This is a genomic window from Priestia sp. RMT2NF4, from assembly GCF_047872835.1.
GTDB lineage: Bacteria > Bacillota > Bacilli > Bacillales > Bacillaceae_H > Priestia > Priestia zanthoxyli.
The window spans coordinates 385,191-405,714 of sequence record NZ_JBLQZO010000001.1 but is presented as its reverse complement, the minus strand read 5'-3'; the positions used below and the strand labels follow the sequence as shown (position 1 = coordinate 405,714).

The following is a 20,524-nucleotide window of genomic DNA, read 5'->3' as shown; positions in this document are numbered from 1 at the left end:
TTGTTCCATTATACATGATTGTATACTTTTTGTACGACTTCAAGATTAAGTTTACATAATCATATTATAATAAATAAAGCTGAAGAATTTCTCTTCAGCTTCTAGCTACTTCTTTTTATAAAATAGTCGCGAGATAATTAAACCGATAGCTCCTAAAACGATAAATAACAAGGCTCGTATAGCCATTGGGATAAAAGGTAAATCATATAAAACGAGTTTAAAAAGTGTTAAGAACAAAATGCCCACGCCGACATATGTTGCTGTTTTAAAATTTCGAAGTGATCCTATTACGAATGCAGCAATGGACAAGCATAGCCAAACGGCCGTCATAATAAGCGTTTGTGTATTAGCGGAAAGATCATTGGTGCCAGCGACCGTCACTTCCGTTGCAAAAATTAAAGAAAGAATAGAAAAAACAATACTTCCTCCAATTTTGAATGTATCGTGCTCATCTTTTTCTGTTTTTTGAATACTGATCCATACAAATACTAGAATAGAAGCTAACACAACAACCCAGTTTAATGTCGGAAGAGACAGCACTTGTTCGATTGGTGTAACTAAGATATACGTGGCACTCAGTATATAAATCGTATAAGAAAACAGTTGATGAAGTAAATTTTTATACGTCATGGCGATATAGTAAACAGCAAGTCCTTGAATCACATATAAAATGACTCCTTCTCTTAAATCGACGAGCTGATGAATAAAAAACGCTACTGCAACAATTAAATAGGTAATAAAAAATTCAAATTTCTCTTTAGAACTTCTTACTGTGTAAACACCTAATGCGTAAATAATAACTAGCGCAAGCAGCACCATGGTGGTCATGCCATCGTCAAAAACGGCAAGCAGCCAGCCGTACGTAACTGCTAAACTCGATAGAAGGGTAAACGCATATACTTGGAGTACGGATTGTGATAGAAAAAAGCTAGAAATTAAGCATAAATGCTGAATCAGAATCGCCATACCTAATAACGCTTTTACACCATTATCACCAACAAACGAGTAATAAATGAGTAGCGTAAGATTTAATAGTACCGCGGAAAGAACATATAAAATTGAATATTTTTGTTTGATTGCCACATATAAAAAGGCAATATACAGAAGCGTTTCATAGCCAATGAAAACCAGAGCATTAGGCGAATTACTTTCAATAAGAAAAGGAACTAGTACGCCTCCAACCGCGCTAATAATCCCTAATGCCTGTGAACGATAAAAGACTGTCGCGATCATCCCTAAGATAATCCAGCTCGTATTTAGTATAAAAGCAAGCGTTGGTCCTGCTAAATGATATAGGCTATGCATTGCAAACGTCGTTAACATGAGAATAGGAATAGCTCCTCCTACAAGTACTTGCCCGAGCACCAGCCTACCCTTTTTGATTTGGAAATGACCTGTTACAGCAAAACCTATTGAAACAACGAAACCGTGAACAACTTTTGCTTTTTCATTCATTAATCCATAGTCAGAGGCTGCTTTAAATCCCCATAGCACGCCAATAATAAATACGAAAATAAAAATTCTCGGCAGCCATGTTTGAAAAAGGACTTTTTCCCAATCAACAGGCTCTTCTATTGCCTGTGAGCTTTTAGCTGCTGTTTGAGCAGGACGTTTAGTCGTCTCCTGACGCAGCTTGGGAGGAGCGTGAACTGCTGGTCTTGGAGAATTTGTTTTATATACAAGCGACTTTAGCTTGGCTACGTCTTCTTCTAAACTGCTTATTTTTCGTTCAAGCTCTTCTATTCTTTCGTTTTCCATATTTCCTCACCCTTTCTCTTTAAAGTATTTGTGATTTTTATATGTATACCTTACAGCACTTAACTATTATACCATTAAAAGGAATATTACTTAGAAACATTCTATTTTTAGCAAAAAAAAAATACAGCGCCCTTTTCAAAAGAAAAGTTCGTTGTATAGGATGTGCTGCCTTTTTTATGTCACTTTCTCGCTGTATGTACTATGAAATCCCGCTTCGATGTGGGCTACTTGAAAGCTATGATGACCAATTAAATATTTAACAATATCCACACGGTCAATTTTACCTGGCTTATTGTTCATTGCTTCTCGCACCATAGATTGAAATGTTTCTTTGCAAAACTTCTTTTCATGAAGCAGAATCGTTTCACAATACTCTTCATGGTCTCCCTCTGAAATACGATAATAATGCATTTCTTTCACCCCTTTTTAATGTTATACCTATTACATACCCCAAATATTGCTATTTTAACAAATTAATTTTATTATTCTTTATTTTTCCATTTATATATAATTTACAGCGCAACGTTTCGAAACTCATCGTTATAAATGCTAATTTGAAGACGCTGAGAAAAACGTTCTTCTTCAATGTAGGTCTCAGGCATTAATCCAACAGGATATACCCTCGGGTTTTCGCCGCTTCCTAATATGTATACATACATCTTTCCTTCGCTTGTATATCGAACTTTCGTCGAAATACCTCCTTGCCCTTGAAGAGGCGCATAAACCGCTCTTACATTATCTCTAATTTCTTGTACAAATCCATGTAGTTCAACATCCGAATCGTAATAGTGGTTTGCTTCATACAAGCCGTAAATACGAGACTTATCGATATCACATAATATGTTCCAAAATTCAGATAAATCTTCTTGGAACAACACTTGAATAAAATTTCGTGCAGCTTCTTGCTGTTCTTTTGTTAATTCTTTTGTTAGCGCAAACTCTTCATTTTTTAACATCTCAGTCACCTCCCTTATGTATGTAATACGACAAGAGATACAAATAACCTCTTTTTTCAGCTTATTAGCAACCAATTTATTTTTCACATTAAAAATTGAAAAGCTATCTCGACTAAGATGTCAAAATAACTCTTCAATTACTGTAGAATAATTACGTAAAATACTCGATTTTCGCATTTGGAAAATACTGATCAATGTAATATTCCAACGTCTCTCTTAATTCTTGTTCTTCATCTTTTGCGTATACATACTTTCCAATCCCGTAACGCCCCCATTTGTAGCGGCGCTCTTCTTCATTCATCTCAAGCTTTGTTTTCGGATAGTTTTTCTCAATCACCCGTTTGGCCGGCTTGGTAAAGCGATGCTGAATCATTTCAAATGTAATATCATCTCTTGACTCTTCAGGTATAGAAGCATCAAGCTTTTCAAACAGCTGACGGTATCCCTCTTGCCAACCTTCATGAATGTAAATAGGCGCCACAATAAAGCCAAGTGGATATCCGGCTTTTGCAACTTTATTAGCAGCTTCAATCCGATAATCAAGAGGAGATGTACCAGGTTCAAAGTTTTTTATAACATAATCTGCGTTTATGCTAAAGCGAAAGCGCGTGCGACCATTATGTTTAGCATCCAATAAATGATCCACGTGATGAAACTTAGTCACAAAGCGCAGTTGACCTAGTTCACTTTCCCCAAAATATTCAATCGCGCGCTTTAATGAATGTGTTAAATGATCAATTCCTACGATATCAGATGTACAAGCCGCTTCAAATCGCGTTATTTGAGGGGCTCTTTCCTGCATATATTGCTCTGCTTGACCTAATATTTCTTCCACATTCACGTACGTGCGAATATATGGTTTGCTTCCCATTGTTGTCTGCAAATAACAATAGTGACAGTGCCCCATACACCCTGTTGCAAAAGGTATTGCATATTCAGCTGACGGTTTAGATGTATCAAATTTCAAGGTTTTACGCACACCAACTACTAAAGTAGACTTGGCATTGCGGTATTTTTGCAAATCATTTTTTCCCGGTATATTACGCACTTGATTATGAGAAGTTGTTTGACGAATCTCAATTCCCATCTTCTCAAATTTTTCTTTTAATTGAACACCAAGCGGGTACTCCATTGCCCCTGGCTCAATGTATACTAATTGAGGTACAAAAGGTTTTATCATCATGTACACTTCCTTTTTTCTAATACTAATAGCGTTTGAAAAATAAAAAGACTCTATCCGTGGTAATTATTTTTTAGATCAAAAAAGACTCTCTATTTAAGAGAGCCTTTCGTCAATCATATTGTTCATAATCAAATATCTTGTTATACATGTTCTCTGCTGCTTCATACGTTGAATACACAGCATCATCTTCAGCTAACAAATGATAAGACTCATGCAGAAACAGCGCTTTTTCACCTTTATTTTCAGGATGTTCAACAATTTCAGCTTGATTAATATTGGCAACGTTTGCCGTATGAGGATTTCGGTAAATAACAAATACTTGATCTCCTACTTGATATTCTTTTTTCTCCACGATCATCATCCTTTTCTTCTTTCTTTACTCGTATGATGTCCGCTTTTACTCATTTTATCCGATAAAAACACGTGGTGAGATCATCAAGAATTTATACGCTTTTACGCTCAATAAACCGAAAAGGAAGCTCAATTTTTTGAGGATCCTTGCTCCTGACTAGTTTAAAAAGCGTTTCGCCCATTTCTTTGAGAGGAAGTTCGATCGTTGTGATTTGTAAATAAGAAGAAAGCGGATGATTATCAAAACCAATAATAGCTAAATCGCCTGGAACTGATATACCCGCTTGTTCGCACTGAGCTTTTATACCAATAGCGACTTGATCGTTTGTTACTAAAAGCGCCTGAGGCCGATTTTTCATCTGCACCAATTTTCCCACCACTTTTTCACCATCTGTCACGTTCAAACAGCCTTGAAACACCCATTCCGGATGATAAGGCTCATTTATTCTTTCTACATATTCTTTGTATGCTTGCTGCCTCTGTTGACTATTTGTACCCGTCATTCTTCCAATACAGTAGCCAATATCCGTATATCCTTTTTCTTTTAAATACATGAGCGCTTTCTTAAAAGCTGCATAATGATCAACGTATACGGAGCGAATAGAACGATTTTGTACGTTTTCGCACACGGCTATCGGCCCGTACTGCTGATAATATTCAATCGTGCTCCAGCTGCCTGCTCTAGAACAAATAATCACTCCATCAACCTGCTTTGTTTTTAGCATATGAAGCGCTTCTTCTTCTTTTTTTACATCATAGTTCGTCTGACAAATAACAAGCTGATACTGCTTTTCTAACGCTTGAGAGGCCACTCCTTCTAAAAGCAGACTGAAATAAGGATGATTAATAAAAGGCAAGACGACGGCAATCATATTTGTTTTCCCTTTTGATAAGTGAACGGCATTAATGTTTTGTTCGTAATTAAGTTCTTGAATTACTTCTTCTACCAGACGGCGCTTTTCTTCTTTTACATACGGATGATGATTTAAAACCCGTGACACGGTCGAAACAGATACACCAGCTTTTTTTGCGATATCTCGGATATTTGTCATGTTTTCACCTTTTTCTCTTGCGCTGAAACGCGTTTCATACTTTATTCTCATTATAAAGTGAAACAGCAATAAGCTAAACCCGTTACAATCATGTTTTTATTCACTTATACAAGGAGGTCATATCATGGGTATTTTATTATTCATTTTATTATGCGGAATTGAAATCGGAGGAGCGGCTTATGCACTTAAACAAAATGAGACACTTTGGAAGGAGCTAGATGAAAAAAAGCCGACTGATTTTTTCAAACAGTAAAAAACCCTTAAAAAGAATGTTCTTTTTAAGGGTTTGATATTACGCAGCTTCTTTAGATGATTTTGATTTTTTATTTAAACGAGGAAAGCCAATTACAATCGCAATGATACCGCAAACCGCTGTTAACATTGGATAGAATGTAAATGGAATAATCTCAACCGGTGAAACTTTAGCAAATCCTGCTGCGAGAAGCATTTGTGCACCGTAAGGGATAAGCCCTTGAACGCTGCATGAAAACAAGTCGAGCAGACTGGCTGATTTACGATTATCAATTGAATACTTATCAGAGATTTCTTTCGCTAACGGACCTGCTGTAATAATTGAAATCGTGTTATTAGCCGTGGCTAAATTGGTTAAACTTACTAATCCAGCGATACTGAATTCTCCGCCTTTTTTTGTTTGAATGCGTCGTGTTAATAGGTTCAATAAGAACTGAATACCGCCGTTATAGCGAATGAGTTCAACCATTCCGCCAATTAAAAGAGATAAAATAATTAATTCCGACATTCCGCCAATACCTTCTGTCACAGTTTTAGCAAGAGAAGAAAGCGTGTAGCTTCCGTCAGCTAATCCAATCACGCCGGCTAATACAATTCCTCCGGTTAAAATGCTTAATACGTTTGCACCAAATATGGCAGCAACGAGTACGCCGACATAAGGCAAGATTTTAAACCAGCTAAAATCTTTAATTTCTACTGATGACGTATTGCCTAGCGTCATTACAAGTAATAAAATCACTGTAACAATCGCTGCAGGAAGGACAATAAAAAAGTTTACTTTTAATTTATCTGACATATTTGTTTTTTGCGTACGAACTGCCGCAATGGTCGTATCAGAGATTACGGATAAATTATCTCCAAACATTGCACCACCAACAACAGCAGCAATTGCCAATGTAATGGATACATGCGCCTGCTCACTGATTCCTACAGCGATAGGCCCTAACGCAGCGATCGTTCCCATTGACGTTCCCATCGAAATTGAAATGAATGCGCCAATAACAAAGATTCCGACTACCACTAAGCTTTGCGGAAGTACAGAAAGCGCTAAGTTTACCGTTGAATCAACAGCTCCCATGCCTTTAGCAACTTGAGAAAAAGCACCTGCCAAAATAAAAATAAGTACCATAATAATGATATCAGGATGCCCTGCTCCTTTAGCAAAGCGTTCCACTTTTACATTAAGTGAATCTTTGCGGTTCATAGCCAGCGCCACAATGGCTGCAATGATAATGGCTACTAATACAGGCAGCTTATAAAAATCTCCCGTTATAATTCCTGATCCGACAAACAGGACTAAAAAGACGCCCAGCGGTAACAGCGCCCAGCCGTTTCCTTTTTGTTGTTCCATTCTTAACACCTCTTGTTTACGTAATAAAAAAAGACCTCTTCTTATTGATAAGAAGAGGTCTCTTATTTGTATCATAAGATTACCCTTCTCATCTTCCAAACGAAACATCGTCTGCTGGATTTGGCACCGCACTGCGTACAGCCAGTTGCCGAGACATCGTAGGGCCAGTCCCTCCGTCTCTCTTGATAAGAAGTTTATAGTTGTTTTAAAAATAGTCTTTCACTACTGTAATCTCTTTTTATTTAATTGTCAAATGCTATTTTAGAAAAATATATAGTGTGAAAATTCTCACATCAGTTAGCTACGTCACGTTTTAAAAACGCCACCCATGCTACGCCCATAAAGAAGACAAAGTGTGCAACTAAGATGAAGATTGAAAATGGAAGTGTCATTCCGTCAAACATCGTCTTCATTCCGTCCATATACTGAAGAAAGTCCGTGTTGGCAAATAATAGAAATTTACCCCACCATAAACCTAGCTCTGATACTAGTGCAGTTACCGCTTTAGCCCCGATACTTACGACAATAGCTAGACTTGAAGCAAGCGCGCTGTTTCTAAATAAAGACGACAGCATGAATGCGAACGTCATCATCATAAACGTTTCCATATACGCGCTGTCATACGTAAGCGTAATGTTTTTAAGCAGCTGCGCATCTCCTTCTAGACTGGCAAATCCAAAGAACAATGCTCCCCATACAAACGAAAAAAGCAAATAACTCAGCAAGTAATACAAGCTAATTAAAACGAGCGTTATGTACTTGGACGTTAAAATCGTTGAACGTCTAGCAGGGCGAATTAAAAGAAGCTTAATGGTACCCGCTTCAAACTCTTTTGCAACCATTGATCCTCCAACAGCAAGCGCGAAAAATTGAACGAGGATCAGCATGCCTGCACTAAATGACAGGAAATTCAATATGTTGTCTTCCGTTCCTGCGCTGTTTGCTACTTTCTTCATTAAAAGAGCCATACAAAGAGTTAAGATGCCGATTGTAATAAACGTGACTTTTGTACTTCTTTTGTAAAACCATTTCATATGTTCATTTTGAATTAACTTAAGCATGGTGCTCTCCCTCCGTAACGGACATAAACGAATCTTCAAGCGTCTCATAAACAGGAGTGATTCGGTAGACTAAAATATCGCTGTCCACTAATTTTCTATTCACAGCTGGAATTTGTTCTTTCATAATCACTACATCAATACTATCGGATTTTATTGTTACTTGGAATTCTTGAGATAAAAGATCCGCTGCTTGTTGCACGTCAGATACTTCAAATTCTACATACATCCCTTGATCTCGACGATTTGGAGATAGATCTTGAACAGCTTTTAACTCGCCGTTTTGAATAATACCAACGCGGTCACATAATGCTTCCACTTCTTTTAATAAGTGGCTCGCGATTAAAATTGAAATACCTTCTTGCCTGCAGAGGGTTTGTAAATATGTACGAAATTCTCTCATTCCCGCTGGGTCTAGACCATTTGTTGGTTCGTCTAGTAAAAGCAATGCAGGCTTATGTAAAATAGCTTGAGCTACTCCTAAACGCTGTCTCATCCCAAGGGAATACGTCTTCACTTTTGCATGAATGCTGTTTTCAAGCTTTACTAGCGCAATCACTTCATCCAAGCGTTCTACTGTGATCCCTTCATGCATATTCGCAAAGTGTTTTAAATTTTGATAGCCCGTCAGATAATCATAAAACTCAGGATTTTCAATAATCGCTCCAATTGATTTCATAGCTGATGTAAACTGTTCTTTTAAAGGAAAACCATTGACGGTAATTGTTCCCTTTGTTTCTTTAATGAGTCCTACGACGGTACGAATGAGCGTTGTTTTTCCAGATCCGTTCGGACCAAGCAATCCGAAAATCTCACCGCGCTCAACCGATAAGGATACATCATGCAAAATGGTTTTCTTCCCAATTACTTTACTGACATAATCTACTTGTAGCACTGTTTCTGTCATCATGTACATCCTTTCTTTAATTAGCAATACGCCTTCTATTGTTTCTCTTTTTTAACTATTTGTCTACTATAACCTTATTTTTGGAAAAGTAGCCCATTCAAATCATTCGTATTATCCGCTTACATTTGATAAAATAAAACAAATCTTAGTTAGAGGAGGACTTCTACATAATGAACTTAACCGTATACCTTGCCGGGCAAATTCACAATAACTGGCGAGACGAAATTAAAAACCAAGCAGAACAATTAAACCTTCCCCTTACCTTTGTCGGTCCCATGACAGACCATGACCGCTCCGACAACATTGGAGAAGAAATTTTAGGAAAACAGCCTAATGCTGTCTTAAAAGATGAAGCTGCTTCTCAAATTAATAATTTACGCACGCAGGTGCTCCTTAAAAAATCTGATGTGGTCATTGCTTTATTTGGTGAATAATACAAACAGTGGAACAGCGCAATGGATGCGGCGACAGCCATCGCATTAGATAAACCGCTAATTTTGGTTCGCCCTGAAAAACTGCACCACCCGCTTAAAGAACTGTCAAACAAAGCCCAAGTTGTAGTCGAAACGCCAGAACAGGCTCTTCAAGCACTAGCTTATATTTTTGAATAACAACAAATAAGAGCTGTCGAAAACCGGCAGCTCTTATTTGTTGTTTGTTGAAGGCTCTGTACGAAGCATACGATGAGTATTTCGTGGGAAGTTCCGAGATTATTATTTTTTTAGGTTTTTTTCATTTTTGACATAACGATAAGCAAAGTTACAGTCGGGTGCTTACTTTTTTGACCCGGATGCTCCATAATCTTTAATCGTTAACTTCACATCATAGTTAATTGGCACTTCACTAAATGTTTGATCCCAATTTCCTTTGACCCTCATCCATGTTCTAGGCTGCTTAATTCTCAATTGATTTCCGAAACCTGCAACATCAACTTTATATTTTGTTTGCATTTTTTCTAGTACGTTTCTTACCAGGTACTTTACTTTTTTTTCTGAAGTTTTTTGCGCATTCTGTAAAAATTGATTATTAAAAGAGCTCCCTGAGGTCATCCAACTTTCAGATAGCCTTCCCACTGATTCAATGTGTACATCAAAAGAGATATTATCTCCTTTAACATGGGGTTGAATGTGACTTTTCATAGACTCTATTTCATATACAATCAGCTGACCGGTCTTTTTATCAAAGCTTTTTACTAGCCCGCCTTTCCCTTTCCCAGTAATCCAAGCCAAACCATCTAGTTCTTCTTCATTCAAAAAACCAATCATTTTGCTTGTTTCCCCTTTAATTATACCAGCACCCGCAAATTTGATTTCTCCATTTGCTGATAATACATTTTGCAACAGAAAACTAGATCCAGTTTGAATCTTGCTTGCTAATTTAATAAGCGGCATGGGCGGTAAAACCCGCGTTGTTCGATACGTATTGTCTATCATTCCATACAGGTGAAAAGCTGGGATCTCTCCTGCTGTTTTTGATTCTAACGTGTCGCTAGCTCTTCCTTTACTAATAAACACAAGGCAACTAGGTCTAAAATCATTGTCCCGAAGAGTTTGGTCCACTAATTGCTCTAAACTATACGCTCGTGCAAGGGCCTCACTGATAACCATTACTTTCATATGAGGACTAGTTAAAGGAGTGTCACTTCTTAAAGATAATTCACGAAGCATTTGAAAAGGAGAATCTCCTGTTTCCGAAATATTTACGTAAGATTTCTGCTGCGGTCCTCCTTGTTTAGTGGTTGAACTTGCGACTTGAGGAGTGATAAGTTGATAAGTTGACGTAATCAGGTTCTTTTTAGTATACCCTTCTCCTTGTTCATCAAATTCTTTTTCAGCTATGGACTCCTTACCTTTATCATAGGCCACACCCACTCCAAAACTTTGCTCTTCAATTTCATGACTGCTCCAGCAGCCTGCCAGAGGAAAGAGCAAAAAAACAGAAAACAAAACCAATAGGTACTGGAAATGGTTAAAGGTTTGTTTCATATTTTACTCCCTTTACTTTTGAAATAATGAGAAGAAGCAGCGGCAAAAAGCCAAATAAAACTAAGGCGATATTGCCAATCATATCTCCCAATTTAAATACATCATTAATATTTTTAGGAATCATGGAAATAAGATATATGACCGGAAGCAAACCATACATAAATGGATGAATGTTTTTTTTGAAAAGCTGAGACAGTCCTAATGAAGCGGCGTAATGGTTAATAGTAAAAGAAGCAAACATCTGCATGATCCATACAACTAGAAGCAAGGAATCAAATCGTTCAAAAATCAAGCCTGTCAGCTCAAAACTCCTTATTAAATCAAGCGTTGGCCATGTTCTTATTACTACTCCATCAATCGATAACGCTCCAATCACCATTACAACAGTAATCACATAAATAAATATAGGAATAGTAATTCCAACTAGCACAGCTTTTCCTGCTTTGTGCGGTTCTTTCATAAAAGCTAAAATGATTAACATGATTTCAGGACCGGTGAATGCAAGAGCAGTTGTTTTTACCCCTTTTAGTACAGGAAGGACTCCTGATCCAAGTACGGGGCGCAGATTATCTATTTCAAATATTTTCATACTCATAAAAGCTACCAGTAAAAAAAGAATAACGGTAATAGGGAATATAATTTCAAACAGTCGAGCGATCGGATTAATGCCCCCTCTAATTAAATAGAGGCTTATCCACATAAATGGCATAATAATAGCCCACGTCGGCGTTCCTTCCAGCAAGAGATATCCGGTTACTTCTGCCAATGAACGGGCGTGAAAACCACCAAGCAGTAAAAAATAACCTATCATAAGTAAGCTAATTAACTTACTCAACCATTTCCCTGTAATTTCTTTACTGTATTGATAAAACGTCTTTCCAGGGAATTTCCGGCTTAACTTCACCATGATTATCGCTGCTATCATGGTGACTATTCCTCCTAGAATAACAGTTAACCACACATCTGGTGTTTTCACTTGTTCCGCAGCTGTTCGAGGCAACGTCAGAATACCAGTTCCAAGTATAAAATTGATGACAATAATAGCTGTTTGTGGCGTCGTAATACGATCTTTTGAATTTATCATTACCTCTGATTCACTTCCTTTTATCATAAGCTGCTATCCTTTTCGTAGAGAATCTTTGGTGTGCATCATCTTTGGACGTCTTTTCATCATCATAAGAGGCATACGGACCATCAAGTCTTTCCATTCACTTAAACGATAGGGTACCGCTGGACTCATGTAAGATACGCCAAAACTTTTTAGTTTCACCAAATGACTGGTCATAAAAAGGAAAAATAAAACGACGCCGTATAATCCAAGTATGGCAGCACATAGCATAGCTATGAAGCGAAGAATACGCAATGAAATCCCGACGCTATATTGCGGAATAGCAAACGATGAAATGGCAGTTAACGCCACAATAATCACTAAAATAGGGCTAACAATCCCTGCCTGCACAGCAGCTTCTCCAATAATTAATCCACCGACAATTCCCATTGCTGGACCAATTGGTTTTGGTAACCTGAGTCCAGCTTCTCTCAAGATTTCGATAGCTATTTCCATGAATAAGGCTTCTATAAGGGCTGGAAACGGCACTCCAGACTTTGTTCCTATAATGGAAATAGCCAATTTAGTCGGAATCATCCCTGGGTGGAACGAAATAAAAGCAATATACAAAGCCGGTGTAAAAAGGGAAAGAACTACTGCAATATAACGAAGAAAACGAATAAATGTACCGGGAATCCACCTTTCATAATAATCTTCCGGCGACTGTAGCATCATGCTAAACGTAACGGGGGCAATCAAAGCAAAAGGCGTCCCGTCTAATAAGATGGCTACTCTCCCTTCCATCAAAGCAGCAATTACACGATCAGGACGCTCCGTATTCTGCACCTGAGGAAATAGGCTAAGGTAATTATCTTCAATGAGTTGTTCCACATATCCTGACTCCGGTACATTATCAAGATCAATTTTTTTAATTCGTTTTTCTACTTCTTCAACTAGTTCTGGATCAACAATTTCCTTTATGTAAGCAACAACTAAGTCTTTTTTGGAACGCTTTCCTACTTGAAATTTCACCAGCGACAAATTTTCAATGTCTCCGCTTCCTCTTAATAAAGAAGTATTATCACTTAAAGATTCAGTGAAGCCTACTCTCGGCCCTCTCACTAATGCTTCTGATACGGGCTCTTCAATCGTCCTTGTTTTCACTTTGCTTGTACCAAGAATTAAAGCAGGTGATATTCCGTCAATTAAAAGAGCCGTAGATCCTGTTAAGACTTTTGATGTTACTTCTTTAATGAAATGAACCTCTTCTACATCACTGATTGATAATACTTGGCTTTTAATAAACTGTTTTGAAAAGCTTTCCTTTACGTAAAGCTGATCCTGTTGGTATTCTTTTGAAAAATCAGCCATCAATGATGACAAAATATGTTTTTCAATAAGATCTTTATCTGATAGCCCCTCTACAAAAATAATAGCTGCCTGAATGCCTGTACGACCTATAATAAACTCCCGAAAATGAACGTCGGAGTTATGACCAATTTCATTTTTAACTGCTTTTAGAGTTAAAGCTAAATGATCCGTAACATGATTAGATGAATTTTGAGATGTAAATTCCTGTTTGTTTTCCTTTTCATTCGCATGGTTTCCTATTTTTTTTATTGTTGATCTCCATTTTTTCACTTTCATCACTCTTCCTCTGAATTACGAATCCCGCTTAATAATTTGTAGATTATATACGGGATGAAAAAAACCAGAACTGCTTGTATAAAAACTGGCCCTTCTGGAAGATAGGAAACAACTAATTTCCACATAATCATCACCCTATTTATGTCCATATCAAAGCAATTTTAGAAATAAGCATCCGTAAAATATCAGTGTTTACTTCATAGAAATTCTTTTATTTACCAGGTAGTATTATTCTTCTTTTTGTTTCTTATACAAAGGAATACAACATCTATCTTAAAAATGAAAAAGAGCTGCTTACTGAAGGCTTAGATATACTAGTTTGCTGCTCAAAGTTTTGGTGAATGCTAGAATAATCAAGCGTTACCGCTCAAAAAATCCCTTAAATGGTTGACGAGTGCTTAAAGTGTCGGTTACACTTTATGTTTGAAATATTGTATTCATATCGCTCTTATCTCAAAAGAATGGTATAATTTTATAGATATTGAATTTGGAGGACTGCTCATACATGATTACAGTTAGTAATGTAAGTTTACGATTTGGCGACCGAAAGTTATTTGAAGATGTGAATATTAAATTCACGCCTGGTAACTGCTATGGATTAATCGGCGCAAACGGTGCTGGAAAATCAACGTTTTTAAAAATTTTATCTGGTGAAATTGAATCTCAGACTGGTGATGTACATATGGGCCCTGGCGAACGCCTTGCTGTCTTAAAACAGAACCACTTCGAATATGAAGATCAAGAAGTTATGAAAACCGTTATTATGGGGCACGCTCGCCTTTATGAAGTAATGCAAGAAAAAGATGCTATTTATATGAAAGCAGACTTCACAGATGAAGACGGAATGAAAGCTGCTGAGCTTGAAGGTGAATTTGCTGAATTAAACGGTTGGGAAGCAGAATCAGAAGCGGCTATTCTTTTAAAAGGATTAGGTATTTCTGAAGATCTTCACGCAAAAAAAATGGCTGAACTAACGGGTAGTGAAAAAGTAAAAGTGCTTCTTGCACAAGCTTTATTCGGAAAACCTGATGTACTACTTCTAGATGAGCCTACGAATAACTTGGATATCCAAGCAATTCAATGGTTAGAAGAGTTCTTAATTAACTTTGAAAACACAGTCATTGTTGTATCACATGACCGTCACTTCTTAAACAAAGTATGTACGCACATTGCTGACCTTGACTTCAGTAAAATCCAAGTCTACGTTGGTAACTATGATTTCTGGTATGAATCAAGTCAATTAGCACAAAAAATGGCGTCAGATGCAAACAAGAAAAAAGAAGAAAAAATTAAAGAGCTTCAAGCCTTTATCGCTCGCTTTAGCGCAAATGCATCGAAATCAAAACAAGCAACGTCTCGTAAAAAATTGCTTGATAAAATTTCATTAGATGACATCCGTCCTTCTTCTCGTCGTTACCCATACGTGAACTTCACGCCGGAACGTGAGATTGGAAATGACGTACTTCGCGTTGAAGGTTTAACAAAAACAATTGACGGCGTAAAAGTACTTGATAACGTAAGCTTTATTATGAATAAAGATGACAAGATTGCTCTTGTAGGCCGAAACGAACTTGCAAATTCAACATTAATGAAGATTTTAATGGGTGAAATGGAAGCAGACAGCGGTACGTACAAATGGGGTGTCACAACGTCTCAAGCCTTTTTCCCAAAAGACAACTCCGAGTACTTTGAAAACGGAGATTTAAACTTAGTAGACTGGCTGCGTCAGTATTCACCTAATGATCAAAGCGAAAGCTTCTTACGCGGTTTCTTAGGCAGAATGCTATTCTCTGGTGAAGAAGTGTTGAAAAAAGCCAACGTTCTTTCCGGAGGAGAAAAAGTTCGCTGTATGCTTTCTAAAATGATGCTAAGCGGTTCAAACGTTCTTTTACTAGACGATCCTACGAATCACCTTGACTTAGAATCAATCACAGCACTAAACAACGGACTTATCAGCTACAAAGGTTCAATGATTTTCACATCTCATGACCATCAGTTCGTTGAAACGATTGCGAATCGTGTGATTGAAATTACGCCAAATGGAGTAATTGACAAGCAAATGACGTACGATGAGTATTTAGAAGACAGCAACCTGCAAAAACAAGTAGCTAGCATGTACGCTTAATAAAAAATCCCCCCGTTCTTTAAAGAACGGGGGGATTTTTTATATATGCACCTCTTGATTTAGCGATGACTTCGGAGAATACGTTAAAAACGCTAAGCTAGCAAATACTAGTGCTGCTCCGCATATGTTTACCAAAGTTAGAGATTCTCCTAAGAAAAAGACGCCAAGTAAAAAAGCGGTAACGGGCTCTGCTAACGATAACGTTACGGCGGTAGACGCTTGCACTGACTTAAGCGCTGTAGAAAATAATACATAAGCAATCGCCGTCGTAAGTATTCCTAAATGAAGAGCAATCCCCATTCCATTTAAAGAGACTAGCCAGCTCATATCGTACATAAACCAGCATGGTATCAGTAAAACGGCGGCGGCTGTGAACACAAGCGAAGCTCCTACTTGCGGATCAACATGCTGAACAATTTTTTTATTGACAGTCGTATAGCAAGCAAAAGACGCCCCTGCTCCTATCGCCATATCCAAACCTATCACGTCGATTTGAGTATCTTTTTTTAACAGCAAGCAGCTGCACCCTATAATACCAGTAACCGTAGCAAGCAACCATTTTTTTGTAGGTTTCTTGCGGTACACTATGTAATCTAATACTCCTGACAAAACAGGCGCACTGCCAATTGCCACCATTGTGCCTACTGCAACACCCGTTTTAATGACAGCGGAAAAAAATAACGGCTGATAAGCGGCCATACTTGCTGCAGCAACCGCAAGAGGCAAAATAGGAAGACGTCTTACGTCCACATTCTTTCTTTGTATAAGACAAGCTGTAAGAAGCGATAGTCCCCCTACCGCTAAACGTACGGCTCCAATAGCCACGGAATGCGCTTCAGCAGACGCTAAAGCTTGGGCGGTTCCTGTTGTTCCCCACAAAACTGCGGCACATAAAATAAGTATTTTTGATAATGAAGTATTCATCGTTTCATCTCCTTTCTTTTATCATAGCTAAAAGAAAGAAAAAAGTTTTTCCGCTTTTATGATCTTATTTGTCTGTTTTTAAGATACTTCGATATTGCGTCGGTGAGACTCCTTCTTGTTTTGCAAACCATTTAGTGAATGAAGACAAGCTGTGATAGCCGACTTCGTGCGCAATATACGTTATCGAATAGCTGCTCTCTTTTAACAATTCTTTTGCTTTATTTAAACGTATACGCGCTACATAGCTTTGAGGGGAATAACCCGTTTTTTGTTTAAACCAAGCGGAAAAATAGGCAGGATGATAATTTTCCAGCTTAGCAAGACTTTCTATATTTAACTCTTGATTGAAGTTAGCATGAAGGTAATCAATGGATTTAAACGTTTGTTTCTTTGGCAAATAATGCTGAACGTAACGGACTAAATCTTCAAGCGCCCCCCTGTCAGTGCTTTTTTGAAGCCCCTCAAGTAACAGGTAGCGAAGTGCTTTCCACGTTGAATCCCATTGAATAAAAGCTGCTTCTTGAGAAAGATGCGCACTTTCTGTAAATTTCAAAGGAATATCAACAACCAAACATTCATTTGTATTTTTAGCTTGATACGTATGCAGTTGACGAGGCGGAATGTAAAAGCATCCTTCTTGCAGCGTTAAGTGCTGCTCGCTTGCTTGAATATCAAGAGCACCTGCTAGCGGAAACAAAAGCTGACTGTAGTTATGATCATGAGTATGAGGTGAATAGCTGTAGGCTCTTTTTTCGCAAATAATTTCACGTAGCGTATCCATTTTGTTCTCCTTTCCTTATTTCCTGTCTCACAGAAGCTGTTCTATGCCGTCCAAAACGGTTCCCAGCACCCTTAACGATTCTGCTGGAGCATACAAAACATCCAATGAATGATCGGCATTTTCGATGACTGCAATATTCATTGGATTTGTTTTTAATCGATAAACTTCTTCAGTATAATAGTGATCACCACTTCCTATTACAAGAAGACCTTTGTGAGAGCTTTTTAGTAAACTTTCAAACAGTTCTGTTCTTGTTAAAAGCGGCGTCAGTAAAAGCATCACTGCGTCTTTGTAAACTTCATCTTTCATAACTCGCTGAATTAGAGGAATGGTCCCAAGCGATTTCCCTGCAAATATGATATCTTTATAGCTATTTTGAGGCAAAACGTCCTGCAGCACTAAACAAATGTCTTTCATCATAACGTCTGCAATCTCATCTGTAGACTTTGTCATCAGCTCTTTGGAATATGTATAGTGAATCTGAACCACGTCAATTCCGTGTTTTATCATCAGCATCGTTACATAATACAACAGGGGCTTTTCGTACGTATAGCCTAGCCCTGAAAACATAAAGCAAATGCGAGGCCCTCCTGTTTTAATATATGTATATGTAATCTTATTAGTTTGGCTGCTTACACTTTTTTGCTCTACTTGCATGTCACTCCTCCTTTTTAAATATTCTAACATTTAATCCCGTAAAAAAACCCCATCTTTTTCTTAAAAAAATGAGGGTTGAGGAAATAGCTCTGCAAGCAGTTCATAAGACTTCTTTTTTGCTTCATAATTATGGATATTTGTAATAATTAAAAATTCGTCGTTATCGTATTTTTGCTGCAGCTGCGTTAATCCTTGTTTTACTTCAGCTGGATTCCCTACGATCATACGAGGACGATTGGTGCTTATTTTTTTGAGCTCTTCTTCTGAATAAGAACGATTACGCACTTCTTCTATCGATGAAATTGTTGTGTCTCCGCCTTTGGCTACTTTCAACAGCCAATCATCCAGCGTTTTGGCGTGCTCCTCGGCTTCTTCTGTTGTTTCTGCACATACAACAAATACACATACGTTGGTGTTAGGCTTTGATTGATAGGAAGAAGGGACAAATTCTTCTTTATAATGACGAATGGCTTCTTGTCCACCAACTGAATAAATAAAGTGTCCAAACGTAAAAGAGATGCCCAGCTCAGCAGCTGATCTTGCTCCTCTTTTATTGATACCAAGATGCCACAGTTCAGGTTTTGTTTCACTTAACGGATAAGCTGTCACCCCGTAATACGGATGGTCAGACGGCAAATTATGCTCAAGATGCCCTTTTAACGCCTGAATTTGCCGCGGAAATTCATTGAGGCTTTTACGTACTCCATCTGTAAGCGCTAGCCGCGTCAGCGCATCTCCTCCCGGTGAGCGTCCAAGACCTAAATCAATTCGATTCGGAAACAGATTTTCAAGCAGCTGAGCATCTTCTGCTACTTTATACGGACTGTATTGAGGAAGAAGGACTCCTCCAGATCCAATTCGGATTCGGCTCGTTTGAGAAGCTAAGTGCGTCATTAAAAGAGTTGGAGATGAGCCTGCAAGACCGTTCGTATTATGATGTTCCGCTACCCAAAAGCGGTGGTAGCCCAACTTTTCCGTTAATTTTGCCAGTTCCACCGTACGTTTTAACGCTTCTTTTGGTGTTGATCCGCTTGAAACTGGAGACTGATCCAATACGCTTAGCTTAATCATAGCTGATTCTTCCTTTCGATTTTCAATTTCTATTGTATCTATTGTAGGAGAAAAATATGAATTCGTCTTGAAATTTGCTTCACGCTCATAAAAAAAGCAAACGCTAAGGCGCGTTTGCTTTTTCTTTTTCTTTTTCTTATTTTGCTTCGTGTATTTCTTTCACACGCTTATCGCTCGGCAACAGCCATGTTAACAGCCCTAGGATTGGTAAATAGCTGCAAAACAGCATAATAAACTGAAGGCTGAAGACATCGGCTAATTTACCGAATACAACAGCTCCTAAAGCTCCCATCCCAAAAGCAAGCCCTACAATTAAGCCGGAAACCAAGCCAATTTTCCCCGGCATCAGCTCTTGAGCATAGACGACCGTGACGCTGAAACTTGACTGGAGAATAAAGCCGATTAGTATTAAAAGAGGCGCTGCGACTCCGAGAGAAACGTGAGGGAGTAATAAAGTAAACGGTACTGACCCTAACATAGAAAACAATAAAATATTTCGTTTTCCGAAACGATCGGCAAGCGGACCTCCAAAGAATGTTCCAAACACCCCTGCAATCATAAATAAAAAAACGTAAAGCTGAGCGCTTTTGATAGGCAAATTAAATTTTTCAATAATATAAAACTGAAAGAAATTAAGGATGCCGGCTCCGTACCATGAACGTGCAAAAACGAGAAAAATTAAAAGTCCAATCGCAAAAATAATTTGCTTGTTCATCGTAAATGAAGCATCTGACTGCTTTTTCTTCAAGCGTTGACGAGTAGCTAACTCTGATTTATACCATTTAGAGACGCTGTATAAAACCACTACGCCGATACCTGCAATTAACGTAAACCAAATTGTTCCAAACTGACCAAGTCCGATAAAGATAAATGCCGTAAACAGCGGAGCCATCGACTGTCCAGTATTCCCGCCAACTTGATAAATAGACTGTGCCAGCCCCCGCTTTCCTCCTGCTGCCATATACGCTACGCGAGAACCTTCCGGATGAAAAATAGCGGATCCAAACCCTACAAATAAAACAGATATAATCACAAAATAAAAATTTGGCGCTAAAGCGAGTCCAACCATACCAATCATGCTTAAACACATTGCAATTGGCAATAAAAACGGTGAGGGACGCTTATCGGCAAATACGCCGAACACCGGCTGCATGATCGATGACGTCATGTTTAAAGCAAAGGCAATCCAGCCGATTTGCGTGTAGTTTAAATTCATCGATTTTTCAAGGACTGGAAAAAGTGCCGGTATAACAGACTGCATACAATCATTTAGAAAATGTCCTAAACTAATAGCAAATAAAATACGGTAAATCGTCGCCGGCTGCGCTTGCTGCGTTCGTGCTGCTGCTTGCATTCATAACCCTTCTTTCTTATTTAATCTACATTAAAACTGTTAAAGTCTTACAATGTCTTTTTCT

The 20,524-nt window shown here is 38.2% G+C and carries 19 protein-coding genes, 1 pseudogene and 1 riboswitch; of the genes and pseudogenes, 3 read left to right on the top strand and 17 right to left on the bottom strand.

The genetic code is table 11. The annotated features are described in order from the left end of the window. Positions 1-105: 105 nt before the first annotated feature. From ACMX9J_RS02030 to ACMX9J_RS02005, 6 genes are all read right to left on the bottom strand, one after another. Positions 106-1,758, bottom strand: coding sequence for a DUF2339 domain-containing protein (locus ACMX9J_RS02030; RefSeq protein WP_416225348.1), 1,653 nt, complete (start codon positions 1,756-1,758; stop codon positions 106-108). 174 nt (positions 1,759-1,932) lie between these two features. Continuing rightward, a complete protein-coding gene (locus ACMX9J_RS02025) occupies positions 1,933-2,169 on the bottom strand; it encodes a hypothetical protein (RefSeq protein ID WP_013056931.1) in 237 nt (78 codons plus the stop codon). Positions 2,170-2,270: 101 nt separating this feature from the next. Further along, positions 2,271-2,714 (bottom strand): hypothetical protein, encoded by a 444-nt coding sequence (locus ACMX9J_RS02020; protein ID WP_033578900.1) that lies wholly within the window; start codon positions 2,712-2,714, stop codon positions 2,271-2,273. Positions 2,715-2,865: 151 nt separating this feature from the next. Then, positions 2,866-3,894, bottom strand: a complete 1,029-nt coding sequence (gene splB, locus ACMX9J_RS02015; protein WP_025752275.1) for a spore photoproduct lyase — start codon at positions 3,892-3,894, stop codon at positions 2,866-2,868. Positions 3,895-4,006: 112 nt separating this feature from the next. After that, complete coding sequence (locus tag ACMX9J_RS02010) at positions 4,007-4,255, bottom strand: transcriptional regulator SplA domain-containing protein (RefSeq protein ID WP_416225683.1); 249 nt, start codon at positions 4,253-4,255, stop codon at positions 4,007-4,009. A gap of 85 nt (positions 4,256-4,340) precedes the next feature. Then, the gene (locus tag ACMX9J_RS02005) at positions 4,341-5,300 is read right to left on the bottom strand and encodes a LacI family DNA-binding transcriptional regulator (protein ID WP_416225347.1); all 960 of its coding nucleotides are present in this window, start codon (positions 5,298-5,300) and stop codon (positions 4,341-4,343) included. A 124-nt stretch (positions 5,301-5,424) separates the two neighbouring features. Here ACMX9J_RS02005 and ACMX9J_RS02000 point away from each other — a divergent pair, with 124 nt between their 5' ends. Then, complete coding sequence (locus tag ACMX9J_RS02000; protein WP_255219815.1) at positions 5,425-5,553, top strand: hypothetical protein; 129 nt, start codon at positions 5,425-5,427, stop codon at positions 5,551-5,553. 39 nt (positions 5,554-5,592) lie between these two features. Here the strand turns inward: ACMX9J_RS02000 and ACMX9J_RS01995 are convergent, their stop codons facing one another. The 3 genes from ACMX9J_RS01995 to ACMX9J_RS01985 form a co-directional block, all read right to left on the bottom strand. Then, positions 5,593-6,903 (bottom strand): Na+/H+ antiporter NhaC family protein, encoded by a 1,311-nt coding sequence (locus ACMX9J_RS01995; RefSeq protein ID WP_034265856.1) that lies wholly within the window; start codon positions 6,901-6,903, stop codon positions 5,593-5,595. A gap of 85 nt (positions 6,904-6,988) precedes the next feature. After that, positions 6,989-7,095: riboswitch (SAM riboswitch) on the bottom strand. Between the two features lie 101 nt (positions 7,096-7,196). Beyond that, positions 7,197-7,964 carry an ABC transporter permease gene (locus ACMX9J_RS01990; protein WP_182028830.1) on the bottom strand — a complete coding sequence of 256 codons (768 nt, stop codon included), beginning with the start codon at positions 7,962-7,964 and terminating at the stop codon, positions 7,197-7,199. Beyond that, positions 7,957-8,868 carry an ABC transporter ATP-binding protein gene (locus ACMX9J_RS01985; protein WP_416225346.1) on the bottom strand — a complete coding sequence of 304 codons (912 nt, stop codon included), beginning with the start codon at positions 8,866-8,868 and terminating at the stop codon, positions 7,957-7,959. The genes ACMX9J_RS01990 and ACMX9J_RS01985 overlap by 8 nt, the downstream gene beginning before the upstream one ends. Positions 8,869-9,038: 170 nt before the next feature. On the opposite strand from ACMX9J_RS01985, the pseudogene ACMX9J_RS01980 reads away from it, so the two are divergent. Continuing rightward, positions 9,039-9,479: pseudogene (locus tag ACMX9J_RS01980) on the top strand (YtoQ family protein). Positions 9,480-9,641: 162 nt separating this feature from the next. Here the strand turns inward: ACMX9J_RS01980 and ACMX9J_RS01975 are convergent. From ACMX9J_RS01975 to ACMX9J_RS01965, 3 genes are read right to left on the bottom strand one after another with little or no spacing between them, the layout of a single operon-like run. Continuing rightward, positions 9,642-10,853: a Ger(x)C family spore germination protein gene (locus ACMX9J_RS01975; protein WP_028413460.1), complete on the bottom strand. Its 1,212-nt coding sequence runs from the start codon at positions 10,851-10,853 to the stop codon at positions 9,642-9,644. Further along, on the bottom strand, positions 10,837-11,964 hold the full coding sequence (locus tag ACMX9J_RS01970) for a spore germination protein (protein ID WP_049164398.1): 1,128 nt from the start codon (positions 11,962-11,964) through the stop codon (positions 10,837-10,839). The genes ACMX9J_RS01975 and ACMX9J_RS01970 overlap by 17 nt, the downstream gene beginning before the upstream one ends. 6 nt (positions 11,965-11,970) lie before the next feature. Continuing rightward, positions 11,971-13,548, bottom strand: coding sequence for a spore germination protein (locus ACMX9J_RS01965; protein ID WP_416225345.1), 1,578 nt, complete (start codon positions 13,546-13,548; stop codon positions 11,971-11,973). Between the two features lie 505 nt (positions 13,549-14,053). Between ACMX9J_RS01965 and ACMX9J_RS01960 the strand changes: the two genes are divergently transcribed. Continuing rightward, positions 14,054-15,673, top strand: a complete 1,620-nt coding sequence (locus ACMX9J_RS01960; RefSeq protein ID WP_013083037.1) for an ABC-F family ATP-binding cassette domain-containing protein — start codon at positions 14,054-14,056, stop codon at positions 15,671-15,673. 39 nt (positions 15,674-15,712) lie between these two features. Here the strand turns inward: ACMX9J_RS01960 and ACMX9J_RS01955 are convergent, their stop codons facing one another. The 5 genes from ACMX9J_RS01955 to ACMX9J_RS01935 all read right to left on the bottom strand — a co-directional run bounded on the left by ACMX9J_RS01955 (position 15,713) and on the right by ACMX9J_RS01935 (position 20,460). Next, positions 15,713-16,597, bottom strand: a complete 885-nt coding sequence (locus ACMX9J_RS01955; RefSeq protein WP_416225344.1) for a DMT family transporter — start codon at positions 16,595-16,597, stop codon at positions 15,713-15,715. A 64-nt stretch (positions 16,598-16,661) separates the two neighbouring features. Further along, on the bottom strand, positions 16,662-17,378 hold the full coding sequence (locus tag ACMX9J_RS01950) for an AraC family transcriptional regulator (RefSeq protein ID WP_416225343.1): 717 nt from the start codon (positions 17,376-17,378) through the stop codon (positions 16,662-16,664). 27 nt (positions 17,379-17,405) lie between these two features. Next, positions 17,406-18,035: a hypothetical protein gene (locus ACMX9J_RS01945; protein WP_028413466.1), complete on the bottom strand. Its 630-nt coding sequence runs from the start codon at positions 18,033-18,035 to the stop codon at positions 17,406-17,408. Positions 18,036-18,095: 60 nt separating this feature from the next. Further along, on the bottom strand, positions 18,096-19,106 hold the full coding sequence (locus ACMX9J_RS01940) for an LLM class flavin-dependent oxidoreductase (protein WP_416225342.1): 1,011 nt from the start codon (positions 19,104-19,106) through the stop codon (positions 18,096-18,098). A 136-nt stretch (positions 19,107-19,242) separates the two neighbouring features. Then, positions 19,243-20,460, bottom strand: coding sequence for an MFS transporter (locus ACMX9J_RS01935; RefSeq protein ID WP_028413468.1), 1,218 nt, complete (start codon positions 20,458-20,460; stop codon positions 19,243-19,245). Between the last annotated feature and the right edge of the window lie 64 nt (positions 20,461-20,524).